Origin of the sequence: Pedobacter sp. BS3 (genome assembly GCF_008274585.1) — a bacterium.
Taxonomy (GTDB): domain Bacteria; phylum Bacteroidota; class Bacteroidia; order Sphingobacteriales; family Sphingobacteriaceae; genus Hufsiella_A.
Window position 1 is genome coordinate 264637 of sequence record NZ_VTRT01000002.1, and the last position, 15625, is coordinate 280261.

Here is a 15625-nt window from a genome sequence, read left to right on the forward strand (position 1 = left end):
GCTACGGCATTTTGACTTTTGATTTTTAACTTTTTGACTTAACACCATGAGTATCTTAAAAATTACCACCTTTCAGGCGTACTTATTCTGGGAAAACATTGATAAAAACCTGCAAAATCTGGCGTTACGACTTTCGTCTATACGTGAAAAAACCGATCTGATCGTTTTGCCCGAAATGTTCAACACCGGGTTTACCATGAACGTATCGCTGGCCGAAGATATGAATGGTAAAACAGTTGAATGGATGCATCAGCAGGCCCAAAGATATCATTGCGTGGTAACCGGAAGCCTGATCATTAAGGATAAAGGCAACTATTACAACCGCCTGGTTTGGATGCGGCCCGACGGAACGCAGGAACATTATGACAAACGTCACCTGTTTGCGATGGGCAAGGAAGATGATTATTTTACTCCGGGACGGCAGAAAACCATTATTGAGCTTAACGGATGGAAAATACGTCCCGCAATTTGTTACGATCTACGTTTCCCGGTATGGTTGCGTAATGACGACGAATACGATATGCTGCTGATAGTAGCCAACTGGCCCGAAAGACGGTCGGCACACTGGCGGACACTTATCCCTGCAAGAGCCATTGAAAATCAGGCTTTTGTAGTAGGCGTTAACCGCGTCGGCCACGATGGCCACGAAGTATACCACTCCGGCGATTCCATGTGCATTGACCCGCTGGGCAATACCGTATATTACAAACCGAATGATGAAGATCTGTACACGTTCTCTATTTCAAGGGAAGAAGTGTACAGAACCCGTCGCCTGTATCCGTTTTTAAAAGATATGGACGCTTTTGAGCTAAAACACATGCAACCGCAGCCTGTATCAAAAATTTAGAGTTATTTTTTGAAAAGCACATCCAGTGATGCATCGGTAAAGATAGTCCCGCCATCCGCTATAGCCCTCATTGCATTCGGGGCTGCCGCTGCTGTCGGGTTTAGCCTGGTCAAGGTAGTGCTGCTATTCGCTTTGTTGAACATGAACACTTTTAACAAGCTGGAAACAATAAGTATTGTAAAAGCGGAAGAGCCAGGCAATTTGAATAGATAATTAATATTATTGTTTCTGATACCAACTTAACCACGCATCATACCATAAAGCCTATATTTGCTGCCACATAACACGGTGTACAAAATCCCGGTTAACAGCAAGCCCACCGAAAAAAGAAGCAGGCACAGGTGGTAATGCATTATCGGCTTGTGCAGTATGTATAACACGGGTTGTACAAATAGCAAACAAAGATAAAGCACTACCAGAACAAGATACATACGGTTCACTACCCTGGTAAACCGGGTATCGGGTAAGAACTTCCGCCGGACAAACTGATCAATAATAAGCGGACTTACGCACCCCAGCGTAACCAGGTGGATATAACCTACAATCAGATCCCTGCTGGCAAACACCCATTCGCTAAGCAAAGGCACACAGATCAGAACCTGGAAAATAACTTTGAGCGATAAGGCAAGCAAGGCCGCCCCTACCATTACCGGTAGCCTGATGCATTGCTTGCTAAGCTGTTTAAGCAATACAAACCAGCTCAGGGCATGCAGCACCGCTGCAAAAAACGCCAGCCAGTAAAGCCATACTATCTGCTTTGACCATAGCGTAAAAATGGCAAACAACGGTATTGCCGATAGTATGAATACATAAAGCCAGAACCGGGTGCTGTTTGCGTTTACCCGTATACCGTTCAGGTAAACCGAAGCCGTTAATCCTAAGGCAGTTAGCTGCATCCAGCCGTTCATCTGGAAATGCAGGTAAAAATAAATGGCATCCCGGCTTAGTATCTCATAATGACCTGACGCCATTAAAGGGCCAAGTAACCATGGCCCCAACGAAGACAAACATAAAAACAACAATCCCCACTTTATCAATAACAAGGCCATATCGCCACTACCCCGGTAAGACAGGAACCTGCGATAAACCACGTACGTAAACCAGTAGGTTATCAGGATAAACAGTGTGGAAAAGAAGATGGATATGGCATGATAACCTTCGGCAAAGAAGCTGATGAGCATGGCAAAAGAGCACACGATAGCAGTGATCAGTATTCTTCTGAAAATTCGCAGGTATTGCTTTTCAGTTACCTGGTGGATAATAAGCAGGCTTAATGAAACAAACATCCATCCCGAAAATGCAAAATGCGAGTGGCCATGCAGGATGTACTCGTATTTAAGTTGTCCTGCCGGGAACAATTGCATATAACGAAGCAACACGCCAGCCGCAGCCAATACCGCCAGGCTGATGAAAGCCCAGCGATGAAATCCCTGCTGTTTGATCCAATTTGTCATTATTGCTATACCCTATCCCCCATAAGAATACCAATGCAATAAAAGACTTTTTTATCTTCTATAGCAAATTTATTAGCAGATAGCACGCATTTTGACAATTCTCTGTTGAAGCCTCACCCCGGCTCCTGTACTCCGCCTTGTTTCCTGTCTCTATGTTCTTACCGCTAAAAATATCCGTTATGAACCATACAGACATTCAACTATCAATTGTCAACTGTCCATTGTCCCTTACTAAAATGTCTGTTATGCAATACAAGCATCATCAACTGTCCATTGTCAACTGTCCATTTTCAATTATTAAAACTGCTTCCTGACTTTCAGGCTAAAAGCTTCTCCTAATATTCCAGCGGTACTACCAGCTCTTTTTTACTGGTTGACAGGATGACCATGGTCTGAAAAGTCTTGATCACGCTTATCTTACTGATCTTTTCCATGATCAGCCGTTCATAATCCTTAATATCCTTTACATACACTTTCAGGATAAAGTCAAACTGCCCCATCACATGATGACATTCTGTAACCTCCTTGATCTGCTTTACCTCATCTACAAAGGTTTGTATGGTATTATTCTTATGAAAATCAAGCTGTATCTGGATAAATGTTTTAATACCAAGACCCAGCATTTCCTCATCAACCAGTGCATGATAACTTTTAATATAACCGGCATTTTCCAGCTTACGCACACGCTCTAAGGTGGGCGCAGGCGATAAGCCTATGATATTGGATAATTGCAGGTTGGTTATCCGTCCGTTCTCTTGCAGATTCTTTAGGATCTGCATATCTGTTTTGTCAAGCTCAAGTGCCATATCACAAAATAAAGTTAGTTTTTAACAGGTATATCCAAATATAATTCTTTTACATCAAATCAATGTAAAATCATGTCAGACATATAAAATACCTATCGCTTTTTCAGCATCCTCTGAATTACAAAAGGCAATTTGATTGTTACCATAGCAGAATGTTAAAAATACCGGAATAAAGATCTATGCTACTATTAAGAAGATTCCGAACCCTCCCGGGATACCTGGAATAGAATGAGGCTAAAAACATATTTCAATTTCATGAAATCATGTTTTTATTGCTGCTGGTGGAGACACCAGCCCCAGCTGAAACCATAGACGGTGTCTCCCACCGTCTATTCATACATAAAATTAAACAGGTTCTCAGATTTTTCGGGCAGCCTGATCATTAGCACCTTAATGCAAGAACAGCCCCACTAATATCCCGGCAAGGATAAGCAACGGAACCCGGATGCGGGTAAAATTCAGCAGCAGGAAAGTAGCCACCACCAGCCCCATATTCATCAGGTTGAACTGTAAAGCATTGAACAAAAACACGAAGGCTGCCACATAAAACCCTACCGAAACGGCGCTTATACCGGTCAATGAGTGTTTAATGCGTGAAATATTTTTCAGATCGTTCCAGAACGGCACAATAAACAGTACCAGTATCAGCCCGGGCAGGTTAATACCCAGCATAGCCACCACGCTACCCAGTATCTGCCCGGACACACCATACCCGTTATTTTTTAACGCCATAGCCCCAACAAATGAGGTAAACGAAAATGTGGGCCCCGGAATAGCCTGCTGGAAGGCATACCCCGATAAAAATTCGGAAGAGGAAAGGTAATGTTTCATCTCCACAAACTCCGTGTACATCAGCGGAACAAGCACCTGTCCACCGCCAAAAATAATAATGCCGTTGCGGTAAAAGTTCTCGAACAAACGTATAGGCAAGCTGAACGGCGACGTTTGATTAATTACCGCACCCAAAACGGCAAATACCAGTAAAATACCGGCAAAGTACAATACCTTATTGCGGTTTACCTTTGAGAACAGGTTGAATTTCAGCTCATTTTCATACGATGGCGTTTCTAATGCCGACGATACAATGCCTCCCAGTAAGATCAGTATCGGGAAAACATAAGCGTTTTTCAGGATGAGCGTAACCACAATGGCAATAACCGCCAGCCATACAGTAGTACGGCTTTTTAATACCGCCCGGGCCATGCTATAGGCAGCATAAGCAACTATACCCACGGCAATAGGCTGTACGTATAGCAGAACCTGGTCAAAAGCCTGTTTAGTGTACCAGCGGCTAAAACTGATGGCAATAAAGCACATTATAGCCGCCGCCGGTACAATCCAGATCAGGAATGTTAGCAGGGCCAGCCATAAACCGCCCACCTTATATGATACGCCTATTAAAGTTTGCGTAGACGAAGGCCCCGGTAAAACCTGGGCCAGGGCATTCAGCTCGATCAGCTCTTCTTCTGTTACATAACGGCGCTTTTTTACAAATTCTCTGAGCATAATGCCCATGTGAGCCTGTGGCCCGCCGAAAGAGGTCAATGTAAACAACGCTGCATCGCGTAAAAAAAGCAGCTTCCTGGCCCGGATCAGGTTACTAATCGTCTTCATAATCTAAGCCCATAGCGGCGTTGTAAACAGACTGCAATTCAGCATAAGCGTGATTATCATGTGCCGCCCGGGCAACCGTCATTCCCTCCCGGTACGTTTTTATCGCATCATCCTTACGGTTAAGCGCTTCGTAAAGTTTGCCCAGGTGGTAATATGTTCCCACGTAATCGTGATGTTTATTTACCAGATCCTCATAATAAGCCAATGCCTGGCCGGTTTCATTTAAACGCAGGTATTCTGTTGCCAGGGCATATTTCAGGAAAGGATCGTCAGGCTCGGACTCCAAAAATTCCAAAAGCTTTTGTAATCGGTTTCTTTGCATTGTAAAAAGTGGCTTTTTTGCCTAAATTTGTAAAAACGAAAGAGTATGAAAGTATTGGAGTGCATCAGCAACGTTCCGGATACCACAACAAAAATAACTTTTACTGCTAATTATTCGCAATTTAATCCAATTGGTTCCCAATACCTCTGTCTTCCATTTAGTTACAATCCGACAAACTATTGCAAACCCCTTCTTTAATACGGGACTTTAAAAATGTACCAAACCAACTAAACCGATATCAGTTTAATAAGAGATTATATTACGATGAGAATTAATATACAGTACGAAAACAGCATTGGTGTTTGATGGAAAAGATGAAGAAAATTAAGTTAGACATTGTGGGCTTATCTTACAGTCAGACACAATCGGGAGCTTATGCGCTGGTTTTAGGCGAAGTTAGCGGCCGTCGCAGGCTACCCATTATTATCGGAGGATTTGAGGCACAGGCTATTGCTATTGAAATAGAAAAAATGACTCCCAGCAGGCCGTTAACCCATGATCTGTTCAAATCCTTTGCTCAATCGTATCATATAGATATACAGGAAGTTATCATATATAACCTGGTTGATGGAATTTTCTACGCCAAATTGCTTTGCAACGATGGCAAAAAAGTCACAGAAATAGATGCCCGTACATCAGACGCCATTGCACTGGCCGTACGGTTCGGATGCCCGATCTATACGTATGAATTTATCCTGGCTTCGGCCGGTATCGTGATCGAGGGTAATGATTTTGTGTTTCTTGAAAATATCGAATCGGGCAAAGATCAGCCTAAGCAGGAAACCTCTGCCGCCAACATTAGCGCATTAAGCGATGATGAACTAAAGGCAAAATTAAAACAGGCGCTTGAGGAAGAAGCATACGAGCGTGCCGCCAAATTCAGGGATGAGCTGGCCCGGAGGAAATCGTCATAAAGGAGAGTTAAGCAGCGGATGTTGTAAGTTATAAATTGCGGTTTTTGGTAGTCCTTACCCCCCCCTTCGGTCACCTGTTTTTATTTCACAATTACACCACTTCTGCAACCACAAAGGTGCTTCCGCCTACAAATACCAGGTCATCCGGGGCTGCATGGGTTTTAGCCGCGGATAGCGCCGCCTTTACCGAGGGATAGGTCTCCCCTTTTAAACCGAACCTTAGCGCTTCATCCCGTAACTCTATGGCTGGTTTTGCCCGCTCCATACCGGGATTACAGAAATAATACGTGGCTTCAACAGGTAAAAGTGACAATACTTTCGCTATATCTTTATCCTTAACCATACCGATTACTATATGCAAATGCCGGTAAGCAGTTGCCCGGATATTTTTAACCACTTCACGGATGCCGTCCTCATTATGCCCTGTATCACAAATTATTAGCGGAGCTTTCGATAAGACCTGCCAGCGCCCCATCAAACCGGTTAACCGCTGCACTTGCTGCAAAGCCTCACGAATATGTTCGTGAGTGATAGCAAAACCCTGCGAATTAAGCTGTTTCACCGAGCTCAACACCGTAACCAGGTTTTTCAGCTGGTAGGTTCCAGTTAAATCAAGCGCTACGGTTAAATTATCCTGTAAGTTATCGGTAACACTTACGTTTAGTTTGCCGTCTTCCACAGACGAGCTTACAACCTGCCATTCGTCGGAAGCGAAAACAAGGGGTGCGTCACAATCTGTCGCCTGGTGTAGAAACACAGGGGCTGTTTCCTCATGTTTTTCTCCAATAACTACCGGAATCCCGGGTTTGATGATGCCTGCTTTTTCGGCAGCAATTTCGGGCAAGGTGTTACCCAGGATATTTACGTGGTCAAGGCCGATATTGGTAATGACCGATAACTCCGGCATGATGATATTGGTTGAATCCAGGCGACCGCCTAAACCTACTTCAATTACAGCGACATCCACCTGGTGCCGCGAAAAATGGTCAAAAGCCATAGCCACGGTCACCTCAAAAAATGAGGGTTCTGTGATTTCTATATCAGGCTGTATGCGTTCTACAAAATCAACTACCTCCGCCTCACTGATCATTTCACCGTTGATACGGATGCGTTCCCTGAAATCACGCAGATGCGGTGAGGTATACAAACCCGTTTTATAACCTGCTGTTTGCAGAATGGCGGACAGCAGGTGCGATGTGGAACCTTTTCCGTTTGTACCGGCTACATGCACCGACCTGAAATTATCCTGCGGGTTACCTAAAACAGCGCACAGCTTACGGGTATTGGTTAAATCTTTTTTGATAGCCGAAGAACCGATCTTCGTAAACATCGGTAAACGGGAATACAAATAATCAAGCGTTTCGGGGTAAGTCATTTGGAGATATTAGATTTGAGACGTGAGATTTGAGATAGTAGCCACACCATTCCAATAACTTCGCACCGGCTTATAACGTATAACTTAAAACGTATAACCTAAAACTCAAAAAGGCTTACTTCACCTTAAAGTTAAACACCACTACCCCGGTTTGGGTTCCGCCCACATCGCCCGGCGACAAAGAGGCATCTAATACCGCCTGGATACATTTATTAACCAGATTAATATCTGTCAAGGTAGAGCCTTTCAATTCCTGCTTAGCGCTGAGGATTTTACCCGAACGGTCAAAGTATATCCGGATAACTATTTTACCGGTTTTCTGACCATCGTCTTTCGGAATTACCAGGTTGGTAAAGTGCCGGTATTCTATCGGTTTATTTCCGAATCCTGAGCCTCCCTCGCCATAATCCGCTGATAACGGGTCGCCGTTTACACTGCCCTGGTTACCGGGTTTGCTACCTGTCCCGTCACCTTTTCCGGTAGCATTATTCTGGCTTCCCTTATACAGCGCATTGGGATTTATAACCGGCTTGCTGTCTTTTTTATCGGGAGTTACAGAAGGCGCATTAGCGGATTTTTTATCTTTGGTAACTACCGACGGAGCTTCTTCATTGTCCTGTGTTACTACTTCTTTATCACTGGTTTCTGCCGACGGCGTGGTCTTAGGGTCAGTATTGGGTACAACTTTATCCGGCGGCGTATTATTGGCATCCGGGTGCTGCGAAGGTTCTTCAATACTCATGTAATCGGTACCAATACCCTCTTCTGCCGTACCGTAATTCACAATTACACCGCCGGTTCCCTCCTGTTCGGGCAAAAAGGGTGTACCTATCACATAAAAGAAAGCAACTACTAAAAAAGCAGCCATAATAGCCAGCGAAATGGCTACTGCTTTTGGATAATTATTTTCTTCACGAGCGTACATCATCACTTCTTCGGTTCTACAGCCAGCACCAGCTTGGCTTTAGCTTTGTTGGCTATATCAATTATTTTTACAGTTGTTTCTGTGGGTATATCTTTATAAACGTACAATACAATGGTTAGTTCCTGGGCCTCTTTCTGATATTCCTGAAGCCTGGCAGGCAAGGCTTCAATGGTAACCGGCTGCTTCTCGATAAAATAATTCCCCTGCTGGTCGATGGAAACGGTTATTGTTTTCTTAGCTACCAGTTGTTCACCCGAAGAAGAACGAGGCAGCAACAGCTTAACTACCTGTGGATTAGCTACAGCAGAAGCCAACAGGAAAAATAACAGCAGGAAGAACATGATATCGTTCAGCGCCGATGTATGTACTTCAACGTGTCCTTTTTGTCGTTTTCTTAAATTCATCGCCCGGGCTCTTCTAACAAATCAATAAACTCAATGGCATCGGTTTCCATTTTCAGGATGATCTTTTCGATCATCATATTTAAAATATGATAACCTACATACGCTACAATACCAATAATCAGACCTGTTGCCGAGGTAATCATCTTGGTATACAATCCCCCGGAAACGGTGCTTATTTCAATAACACCTTTAAGAGATACCTGGTGAAAAATGCTGATCACCCCTACAATGGTTCCTACGAAACCAAGCATCGGTGCAATACCGGCTACAATACCCAGTATGCCTACGTTTTTTTCCAGTTTGGATACTTCTAATTTGCCGATATTTTCTATGGCACCTTCAATATCCTTAATCGGACGGCCTATACGTAACAATCCCTTTTGCAGCATACGGCTTAACGGCGTATTATTGTTGCGGCATACGGCTATAGCCGAATCGAGCTTACCAGCCAGTATGTGGCTTCGTATCTGCTGCATCAGGTTTGACTCATCGCGTGAAGCTTTACGAATGGTTAAATAGCGTTCAATAAAAATCACCAGGCCAATAAATGCAAGTAAGGCCAGCGGAACCATTACCCAACCGCCTTTGATAAGCAGATCGATGAAATGAAGCTCCTGGGCAGGCTGAGCTACCTGTGCCGCTGCCGCCTGGGCCGTATCGGATGTTAATGCCGGGGAATCAATTTGTAATAAAAACATTGTACCAATTCAAAATTAAAAATTAAAAATTAAAAAGTTGAGTCCCGTATCCCGAATCGTTCCTCTCGGGACAGGCAGTACGGGAAAATCCCGACCATTCGGGGTCAAAAATATTACCACACTATTATCTTTTTACCGGAATGGGATATGCATCCGGCTGAACTTTCTTTATACGGGGCAACTCTTTTAATGCCTGCTCCTGCGTATTAAACGTGCCTAAGCTTACTTTCACCCGCCGACCCGGCAAGTTTTTAACCACATGGGCATCAAATCCACGGGCACGCATGCGCTTAATGTAGGCTTCGGCCTCTTTATCATTTATTAACGATGCACCGATAATTTCAATTACTTTTTCAGGAACTGTTGTTGTACCGGTTACTGTCACATCACTGGTATCACGCGGCTTTTCTACCTCAAAACCTTTAGCTTCCAGCGCCTGCTGCAGCACACTGTCGGCTTTAAGCTTAGCCAGCGAATCGGACAATACCGGTGATTGGACCGGTACAGCGACGGGGCTTATAGCCTGTTCTGTTACCGGTTTATCCGGATTTTGCAGCAGCCTGATAATATCTTTATAGTAATAATGTACTGCTGTTGCCAGCACCGCAATTATAGCAATAAACATAAGCACCTCTATCCAGAATTTCCTTTTCTTTCTTTTCCGGTGCTCAGCTTCAAGCTCGGCAACCTTTATAGCATCCCACTCTTCTTCTACCCGCTCGTTAAGCAGTGTTTCGGGTTGCGTAGCCTGTACCGGAAGAACATCTTCAGCAATAGCTGTGACTGTTGCCACCGCCTCCGGTTCTTCCAGGATAGCCTCATTATCTGTTAAAAACGCTGTAGTATCCGTTGGAATCTCTGTAGTTTCCGGAAATATTTCTTCTGTTTCCGGCTCGGGTTGTTCCGGTATATCGGGCGTTACCACGATTTCTTCCTGTTGCGGTTCCAGTACTTCTTCTTCGGGTATAACAGGTATAGAACGGCTGGTTATACGTTCTTTCAACGGCATTAAACCGTACCCGGAAGGTGAAAAATTCAGTACGCCGGGCTCGAAAATAATGGTATCGGGCGTTCCCCTAAAATCGCCTAAGGGCAATTGGGACGATTCTCCTGTTTCGGATAAGGTTTTCTGAATGTCTTTACCAAACTTTTCAGCGAAATAGGCTGCAGAATCTTCGGATATGTTTCGCTTATGGCTGATGTATTCCAGTAAATGGGTGTTCAGGTAAGTATCGGTTTCGCGAAAAGCGATGGTTTCTGACGGCGGATAAAACGTTTCACTGTCTTTATCGTAATACGCCTCAACACGCTTTTTATAAAAGCAACCGAATCCTGGCACACTTACTTCGTTGTGTGTTTTAAGTAAATCGGCTATGTAACGCGTAATATCCATTCCCCGTAAAAATAGTTATAATTTCTAATGGTTAGAATGAATAATTAAACCCACCCATGAAATTTATTCCAAGCTTCGGGTAGTACAGGTATTGCTGGTAGTTGTTGCCAAAAATGTTGTTTACACGCAGGTAAACGCCCAGGTTATCTTTAATGCGATATTCGGCGCCACCGCTTAAATCCACGTAGCTGTCTATGGAAACCGTATGCCTGTCCGGAACCCGTAATAAAGCCGACGTTCCGCCATTCAGCAATACTTCGCCATCAACCGTAAGCTTTTTACCAATAAAAGCCTTTACGTTGGATGAAAGCTGCATATCGGGCTTGAACCAGGCCGCTTCTTCAGTGGCCATTTTATAGTTGTTAATCAGCAATTTACCTGTCCAGGTGATGGTTTCGGTAGCTTGTAAGCTGATCTCGCCCTCAAAACTAAGCACGTGACTGTCTCCCCCATCGTAAATGACATCAAACTTTTGCGGATATTGTTTATTATTGACGAATAAAGGCATATCCTTGATGGTTTTGTAAGCTATAGAAGCCCGATAACCGAAACCTGAACCGGCATTGCCTTTTATTCCACCATAGATATTGGCTTTTTCTACCGCATTTTTCACCAGTATGGTGCTGTAAAAATATGGATTCTGATCAGCCAGGTCTTTCAGCGAGGTTTTCATCACATCGCCGCTATATCCTCCGAACAAAATGGCATATTCTGGCGCTAGGGCAAACTCAGCGCTTACAGCCGGCAGCAGGTTGGTACGTGAATTAGTGCCGAATTCTGAAACGAAATTCAGCCCGATATTCAGCTTATAATTATCTCCCTGAAATTTAATATACGGGTTTATCCGGGCAATATTATTGGTTATACTGCTTATGGAATCTTTTACGCCGGTAAAATCTACCGAACCGTTTACACCGATATTGAACTGGTGCCAGGCTTTATTGACCATGCCCAGCAACGCGAACGAGTTCTCCTTTTGGGCTGTTTTATTATTTAAGATATATCCATCGGCCTTTACCGCGTAATTTAAAGCGTCATCGTTCTGCTGATAGCGTTTAAGCAGCTCGCCTTTAAATCCGAAGGTACTGAAGCGCTGCTTTTCAGGGTCGGGATTGGCTGCCGGGTTGGCCGGGTCATAGCCGTAAAAACCTGTTCCCAATCGGTCGTAAGTAATTTCGCCATCCAGGGTGATTTTATCCTGTATGCTTCGGCCGAAAATACCGGCTTGCTGGTGGGAATATGCCTGCGCATCCAGGTTACCCTTTTGGTTAAGGTGCTTGATGTATGCGCCGGCTTGCAGGGCTTCGTCTTTACCGGTATTGAGGTAAACTTCTGCCAGGCTGCCGTTGAAATTACCGGCGCCTACCTTTACATAATTATTTTTAAGCACAAGCTCCGGCTGCTCGGCCAGGCTTTGTGCCTGTAGCTGACGGATATCGCGATTTTGCTCCAGGCGCTTATCCAAAACCATATAGCTCACCTTGGGCTTAAACTTATCTTTTACATTCAGGTCGGGACTGCGGCGTATCTTCGCGGCATCGGCCAGCACCGGTTTGTAAGGCCGTACCACTTCTATTTCTTCGGTTACTGCACCTTTTTCGGCATCAGCAGGCTGTTGCTGCTGCTTTTTATCGTCCTTTTTATTTTGAGCCATCACACTGCCCGCAGCAAGACTAAACAGGGTAAGGATAAAAAAACGGTTCAATATTAAATATCTTGAGTTCATTTACTTGGCTTTTTGGTTCAGTTGCTCTAATTTTTCCTTTGCTGTCGGCAGGATGTCATCATCGCCTTTGTAGTTGTCAATAATACTTTGCAGCGTACTTTTCGCCTGAAATTCATCTTTCAGGGCTACGTAGTTATCGGCCAGCAGGATAAAGCTCTTAGCTACCCAATAATCATACGACGGCATTTTGTTGATTAGCTCAAAGGCTGTTTTTTGCGATGTTTTGTAATCGCCTTTCTGGTATTGCAGCAAGGCTATATTGTATTTTGCCTCTGCCGCACTAACCGTTTTGGAATTGCCCTCAACCGCTTTGTACAGCTTTAAGGCGCTGTCTGTATCGCCTTTCTGCAAATACGCATTGGCTGCAAACAAGTCTGCCCGGCTCTTATCCTCATCCGACGATTTTTCAAAGTTCTTAATGATATCAGCATATTTCAGCACATCATCGGGCATGCCCATATTGCTGTACGCCAGGATAAGGTTGTTAATGGCATAACCGTAATTGGCCTTATATTCTGAAGTAAGCTCCAGCTTTTTGAGGTAAACTACCGCTTCGTTGTATTTCTTTTGTTTCAGGTACAACTTAGAGATACTGATAAGTGCCCGTTCGGTATATTCACTGGTCCAGTCGTTCAGGATAAAGGTATAATCCGGTATGGCATCATCAGGCCGGTTGAGCTTCACCAGCGATTCTGCCCGTATAAAGCGTGCATGTTTTTCATTTACCGGTCTGGGGAACTTATCAAAATAAGCGTTTACGGCCTCATAAGCTCCCTGGTAATCACCTTTCAGGAACAAGTTATTGGCTGCCTGGAACATGATGTTATCCTGCTCGTATGTAGTGAGGTTGCCAATGCCGGTAGAATTGGCATAGTTCAAGAAACCGCTGGCATCGCCCTTATCCAAGTAAATACTTTTCAACGACTCCAGGGCTTGCTTGGCTTCATCGGTGGTTTCGTATTCTTTAATTACCCGCTGAAATGTTTCCTGCGCCCCGTTGCTATCGCCCTGGTTATATTGTACCAGACCAATGGTTACCAAAGCCCGTGGTACATAACTGCTGTGCGGATATTTCTCTATCATAGCGGTCAGATCGGTTCTGGCACGATCGTAATCGCCTTTTACAAAATAGGTATAAGCCGTTTCAAAGCTGGCATCATCGGCGTAGTTTGAATTGGGATAGGTGGTCAGCAGCGATTGCAGGGTAGCGATTTTAGCATCGTTCTGCGATTGCAGCCCCTGTATCATACCACGTTGAAACAGGGCGTAATCCTGTCCCTGAGCCTTCCAGGCAATAATTTTGTTGTATTGCTGCATCGCTGCATCGTAGCTTTTCAGCACAAAGTACGAATCGGCCAGCCGCAAGGTAGCATCGGTAATGGTATTCTGGTCTTTTTCTTCGCCATTCAGGAAACGTTGAAAATATTTGGCTGCCTTTGCATAATTTTCTCCACGGAAGGCAGAATATCCCAACGCATAGTTGGCATAGTTATACACATCGGTATTTTTCGCTGCCGGTAGTGAAAGAAACTTTTCAAACTGGTCTACCGATTCGCCGTATTTACGTACTTCAAACATCGCTTCGGCTAACCAGTAGGTGGCTAACGCTTCCAGTTCGGAATCAAGCGGATTGTTTACCGAACGCATGAACATGGAAATACTGTTCTCAAAAGCACGTTCGTTATAGAACTCCAAGCCCCGGTAATAGGTTACACGCTGGTAGGTTTCATTGGCTTCGCGGTTCCTGATTTTTATGGTTTCGAGTATGTTTACCGCATCCCTGTAATTTTTTGTGCTTAGTAATACATCCGCCAGCAGAGTTTTAGCCTCGTTAAGCTTAGCAGATTTCGGATAGGTTTTCAAAAACTCCTGCGTAGCATCGAGCGCTACGGCATGAAACTCAAGCTCATAGGACAACTTGGCATAATTCAGCAAGCCTTCTTCCTGCAAGCCTTTATCAAAATTCAATTTATAGGCCCTGAAAAACGCGTTACGTGCGGCTTGCTTGTTATTGGTTTTCAGAAAAGCGTTCCCCAGTGTGATCATACCATACTGGTAATAAACATCGGGCGTATCCATTTTCTCAAGCTCGGTAATGGCTCTTTTATAATCGCCGAGCTTAAACCAGGTATATCCAATCTGGTAGCTGTCCTGGTTATTCTGTGTCTTGCCATTGTCTTTCAGCTGAAATTTCTGGTAATAATCAGCTGCATTTTTATAATCCGCTTTAGCGAAATAGGTAGCGGCAACAATGCGGTACATTTCTGCCTTATACTGCTCATCAATGGTCTGGATGGCCGGAATGGTGTAATTCAGCACATCATTGTAACGCTTATCTAAAAAATACAATGCCGAAATGTAATACGGATAGCTATTCTGGTACTGCTTTGAGTTTTTTAAGCGTTCAAACTCATGTAAAGCTGTTTTGTAGTCGGCATTGACATAATTGATGTAGGCATAATAATAAATAGATGATTCCTGGTAAGGGCCTTTTTCGTCCTTTAATTTACCGAACAACGGCTCGGCATGGTTATAGTCCTTCGCTACAAAATAATCATAGCCCAAACTAAAGCGATATTCCTCGCTTTCCTTAGCTGTTAAGCTGTTGGCATCTATCTTCTCAAACCATTCTAATGACTTGGCATAGTTCTTCTGCTTGAAATAATACCGGCCTACCTGAAAATAAGCGGCTTTAGAATTGGCGCTCGCCGGATACTCACGAATAAACTTCATGAAAAGGCTTTCGGCATCGTCATTTTCCAGCTCAAGAGCACAAACTGCCTGGTAGTATTGCGCATTTTCTTTCAACAGCGATACATTTAATGCATCTGTACTGCGGTCGACAATACCGGTTTTAATTTCCTGCACATGCTTGAACTGTTCGCTGGCAGCAGCAAATTTCCGATGCTCATACAACTCCAAACCACTTTTATAGGCGGCATTCATGGTAAACCATGCGGTAGATTGTGCAAACGAGCTAAGCGTTGAAATAATAAGGACTATGAGGATATATGGAGCTTTTTTGTGCATAAGATTTCCAATCTAATATGGCGAAGTTAACCGTTAAGCATTTATTACGTTTACAATAGTTTTAACAATTGTGGAAAACCGTGAATTTAACGCAGAAGTGCAACAATTGGTATAAAT

General features: G+C 44.0%; 14 protein-coding genes. 3 read left to right on the forward strand and 11 right to left on the reverse strand.

Annotation, left to right across the window (positions count from 1 at the left end):
• Nucleotides 1–46 precede the first annotated feature (46 nt).
• Together FW774_RS06815 and FW774_RS06820 are read left to right on the forward strand one after the other, a co-directional pair.
• Nucleotides 47–847, forward strand: coding sequence for an amidohydrolase (locus FW774_RS06815; RefSeq protein ID WP_149347425.1), 801 nt, complete (start codon nucleotides 47–49; stop codon nucleotides 845–847).
• 9 nt (nucleotides 848–856) lie between these two features.
• Entirely contained in the window at nucleotides 857–1060 is a 204-nt protein-coding gene (locus tag FW774_RS06820) for a hypothetical protein (RefSeq protein ID WP_149347426.1), read from the forward strand.
• A 26-nt stretch (nucleotides 1061–1086) separates the two neighbouring features.
• Here FW774_RS06820 and FW774_RS06825 read toward each other — a convergent pair whose 3' ends face one another.
• The 4 genes from FW774_RS06825 to FW774_RS06840 form a co-directional block, all read right to left on the reverse strand.
• On the reverse strand, nucleotides 1087–2301 hold the full coding sequence (locus FW774_RS06825; protein WP_149347427.1) for a hypothetical protein: 1215 nt from the start codon (nucleotides 2299–2301) through the stop codon (nucleotides 1087–1089).
• Nucleotides 2302–2636: 335 nt separating this feature from the next.
• Entirely contained in the window at nucleotides 2637–3107 is a 471-nt protein-coding gene (locus FW774_RS06830) for an Lrp/AsnC family transcriptional regulator (RefSeq protein WP_149347428.1), read from the reverse strand.
• Between the two features lie 390 nt (nucleotides 3108–3497).
• A complete protein-coding gene (chrA, locus tag FW774_RS06835; protein WP_149347429.1) occupies nucleotides 3498–4721 on the reverse strand; it encodes a chromate efflux transporter in 1224 nt (407 codons plus the stop codon).
• Nucleotides 4708–5043, reverse strand: a complete 336-nt coding sequence (locus tag FW774_RS06840) for a tetratricopeptide repeat protein (protein WP_149347430.1) — start codon at nucleotides 5041–5043, stop codon at nucleotides 4708–4710. Before FW774_RS06840 ends, chrA begins: the two co-directional genes overlap by 14 nt.
• Nucleotides 5044–5357: 314 nt before the next feature.
• On the opposite strand from FW774_RS06840, the gene FW774_RS06845 reads away from it, so the two are divergent.
• Nucleotides 5358–5957: a bifunctional nuclease family protein gene (locus tag FW774_RS06845; RefSeq protein WP_149347431.1), complete on the forward strand. Its 600-nt coding sequence runs from the start codon at nucleotides 5358–5360 to the stop codon at nucleotides 5955–5957.
• A 91-nt stretch (nucleotides 5958–6048) separates the two neighbouring features.
• Here FW774_RS06845 and FW774_RS06850 read toward each other — a convergent pair whose 3' ends face one another.
• From FW774_RS06850 to FW774_RS06880, 7 genes are all read right to left on the reverse strand, one after another.
• Complete coding sequence (locus tag FW774_RS06850; protein ID WP_149347432.1) at nucleotides 6049–7332, reverse strand: bifunctional folylpolyglutamate synthase/dihydrofolate synthase; 1284 nt, start codon at nucleotides 7330–7332, stop codon at nucleotides 6049–6051.
• 115 nt (nucleotides 7333–7447) lie between these two features.
• Nucleotides 7448–8260: an energy transducer TonB gene (locus FW774_RS06855; protein WP_149347433.1), complete on the reverse strand. Its 813-nt coding sequence runs from the start codon at nucleotides 8258–8260 to the stop codon at nucleotides 7448–7450.
• Nucleotides 8260–8661 carry an ExbD/TolR family protein gene (locus tag FW774_RS06860; protein ID WP_149347434.1) on the reverse strand — a complete coding sequence of 134 codons (402 nt, stop codon included), beginning with the start codon at nucleotides 8659–8661 and terminating at the stop codon, nucleotides 8260–8262. Before FW774_RS06860 ends, FW774_RS06855 begins: the two co-directional genes overlap by 1 nt.
• Complete coding sequence (locus tag FW774_RS06865; protein WP_149347435.1) at nucleotides 8658–9359, reverse strand: MotA/TolQ/ExbB proton channel family protein; 702 nt, start codon at nucleotides 9357–9359, stop codon at nucleotides 8658–8660. The genes FW774_RS06860 and FW774_RS06865 overlap by 4 nt, the downstream gene beginning before the upstream one ends.
• A 124-nt stretch (nucleotides 9360–9483) precedes the next feature.
• Nucleotides 9484–10752, reverse strand: coding sequence for an SPOR domain-containing protein (locus FW774_RS06870; protein WP_149347436.1), 1269 nt, complete (start codon nucleotides 10750–10752; stop codon nucleotides 9484–9486).
• Nucleotides 10753–10783: 31 nt separating this feature from the next.
• The gene (locus FW774_RS06875) at nucleotides 10784–12478 is read right to left on the reverse strand and encodes a TonB-dependent receptor (RefSeq protein ID WP_149347437.1); all 1695 of its coding nucleotides are present in this window, start codon (nucleotides 12476–12478) and stop codon (nucleotides 10784–10786) included.
• The gene (locus FW774_RS06880) at nucleotides 12479–15508 is read right to left on the reverse strand and encodes a tetratricopeptide repeat protein (RefSeq protein WP_149347438.1); all 3030 of its coding nucleotides are present in this window, start codon (nucleotides 15506–15508) and stop codon (nucleotides 12479–12481) included.
• Between the last annotated feature and the right edge of the window lie 117 nt (nucleotides 15509–15625).

Excerpts from the sequence above, each read along its gene's own strand:
- FW774_RS06815 (WP_149347425.1), top strand. The coding sequence starts at position 47 with ATGAGTATCTTAAAAATTACCACCTTTCAGGCGTACTTATTCTGGGAA.
- FW774_RS06825 (WP_149347427.1), bottom strand. The coding sequence starts at position 2,301 with ATGACAAATTGGATCAAACAGCAGGGATTTCATCGCTGGGCTTTCATC.
- FW774_RS06830 (WP_149347428.1), bottom strand. The coding sequence starts at position 3,107 with ATGGCACTTGAGCTTGACAAAACAGATATGCAGATCCTAAAGAATCTG.
- chrA (WP_149347429.1), bottom strand. The coding sequence starts at position 4,721 with ATGAAGACGATTAGTAACCTGATCCGGGCCAGGAAGCTGCTTTTTTTA.
- FW774_RS06840 (WP_149347430.1), bottom strand. The coding sequence starts at position 5,043 with ATGCAAAGAAACCGATTACAAAAGCTTTTGGAATTTTTGGAGTCCGAG.
- FW774_RS06845 (WP_149347431.1), top strand. The coding sequence starts at position 5,358 with ATGAAGAAAATTAAGTTAGACATTGTGGGCTTATCTTACAGTCAGACA.
- FW774_RS06850 (WP_149347432.1), bottom strand. The coding sequence starts at position 7,332 with ATGACTTACCCCGAAACGCTTGATTATTTGTATTCCCGTTTACCGATG.
- FW774_RS06855 (WP_149347433.1), bottom strand. The coding sequence starts at position 8,260 with ATGATGTACGCTCGTGAAGAAAATAATTATCCAAAAGCAGTAGCCATT.
- FW774_RS06860 (WP_149347434.1), bottom strand. The coding sequence starts at position 8,661 with ATGAATTTAAGAAAACGACAAAAAGGACACGTTGAAGTACATACATCG.
- FW774_RS06865 (WP_149347435.1), bottom strand. The coding sequence starts at position 9,359 with ATGTTTTTATTACAAATTGATTCCCCGGCATTAACATCCGATACGGCC.
- FW774_RS06870 (WP_149347436.1), bottom strand. The coding sequence starts at position 10,752 with ATGGATATTACGCGTTACATAGCCGATTTACTTAAAACACACAACGAA.
- FW774_RS06875 (WP_149347437.1), bottom strand. The coding sequence starts at position 12,478 with ATGAACTCAAGATATTTAATATTGAACCGTTTTTTTATCCTTACCCTG.
- FW774_RS06880 (WP_149347438.1), bottom strand. The coding sequence starts at position 15,508 with ATGCACAAAAAAGCTCCATATATCCTCATAGTCCTTATTATTTCAACG.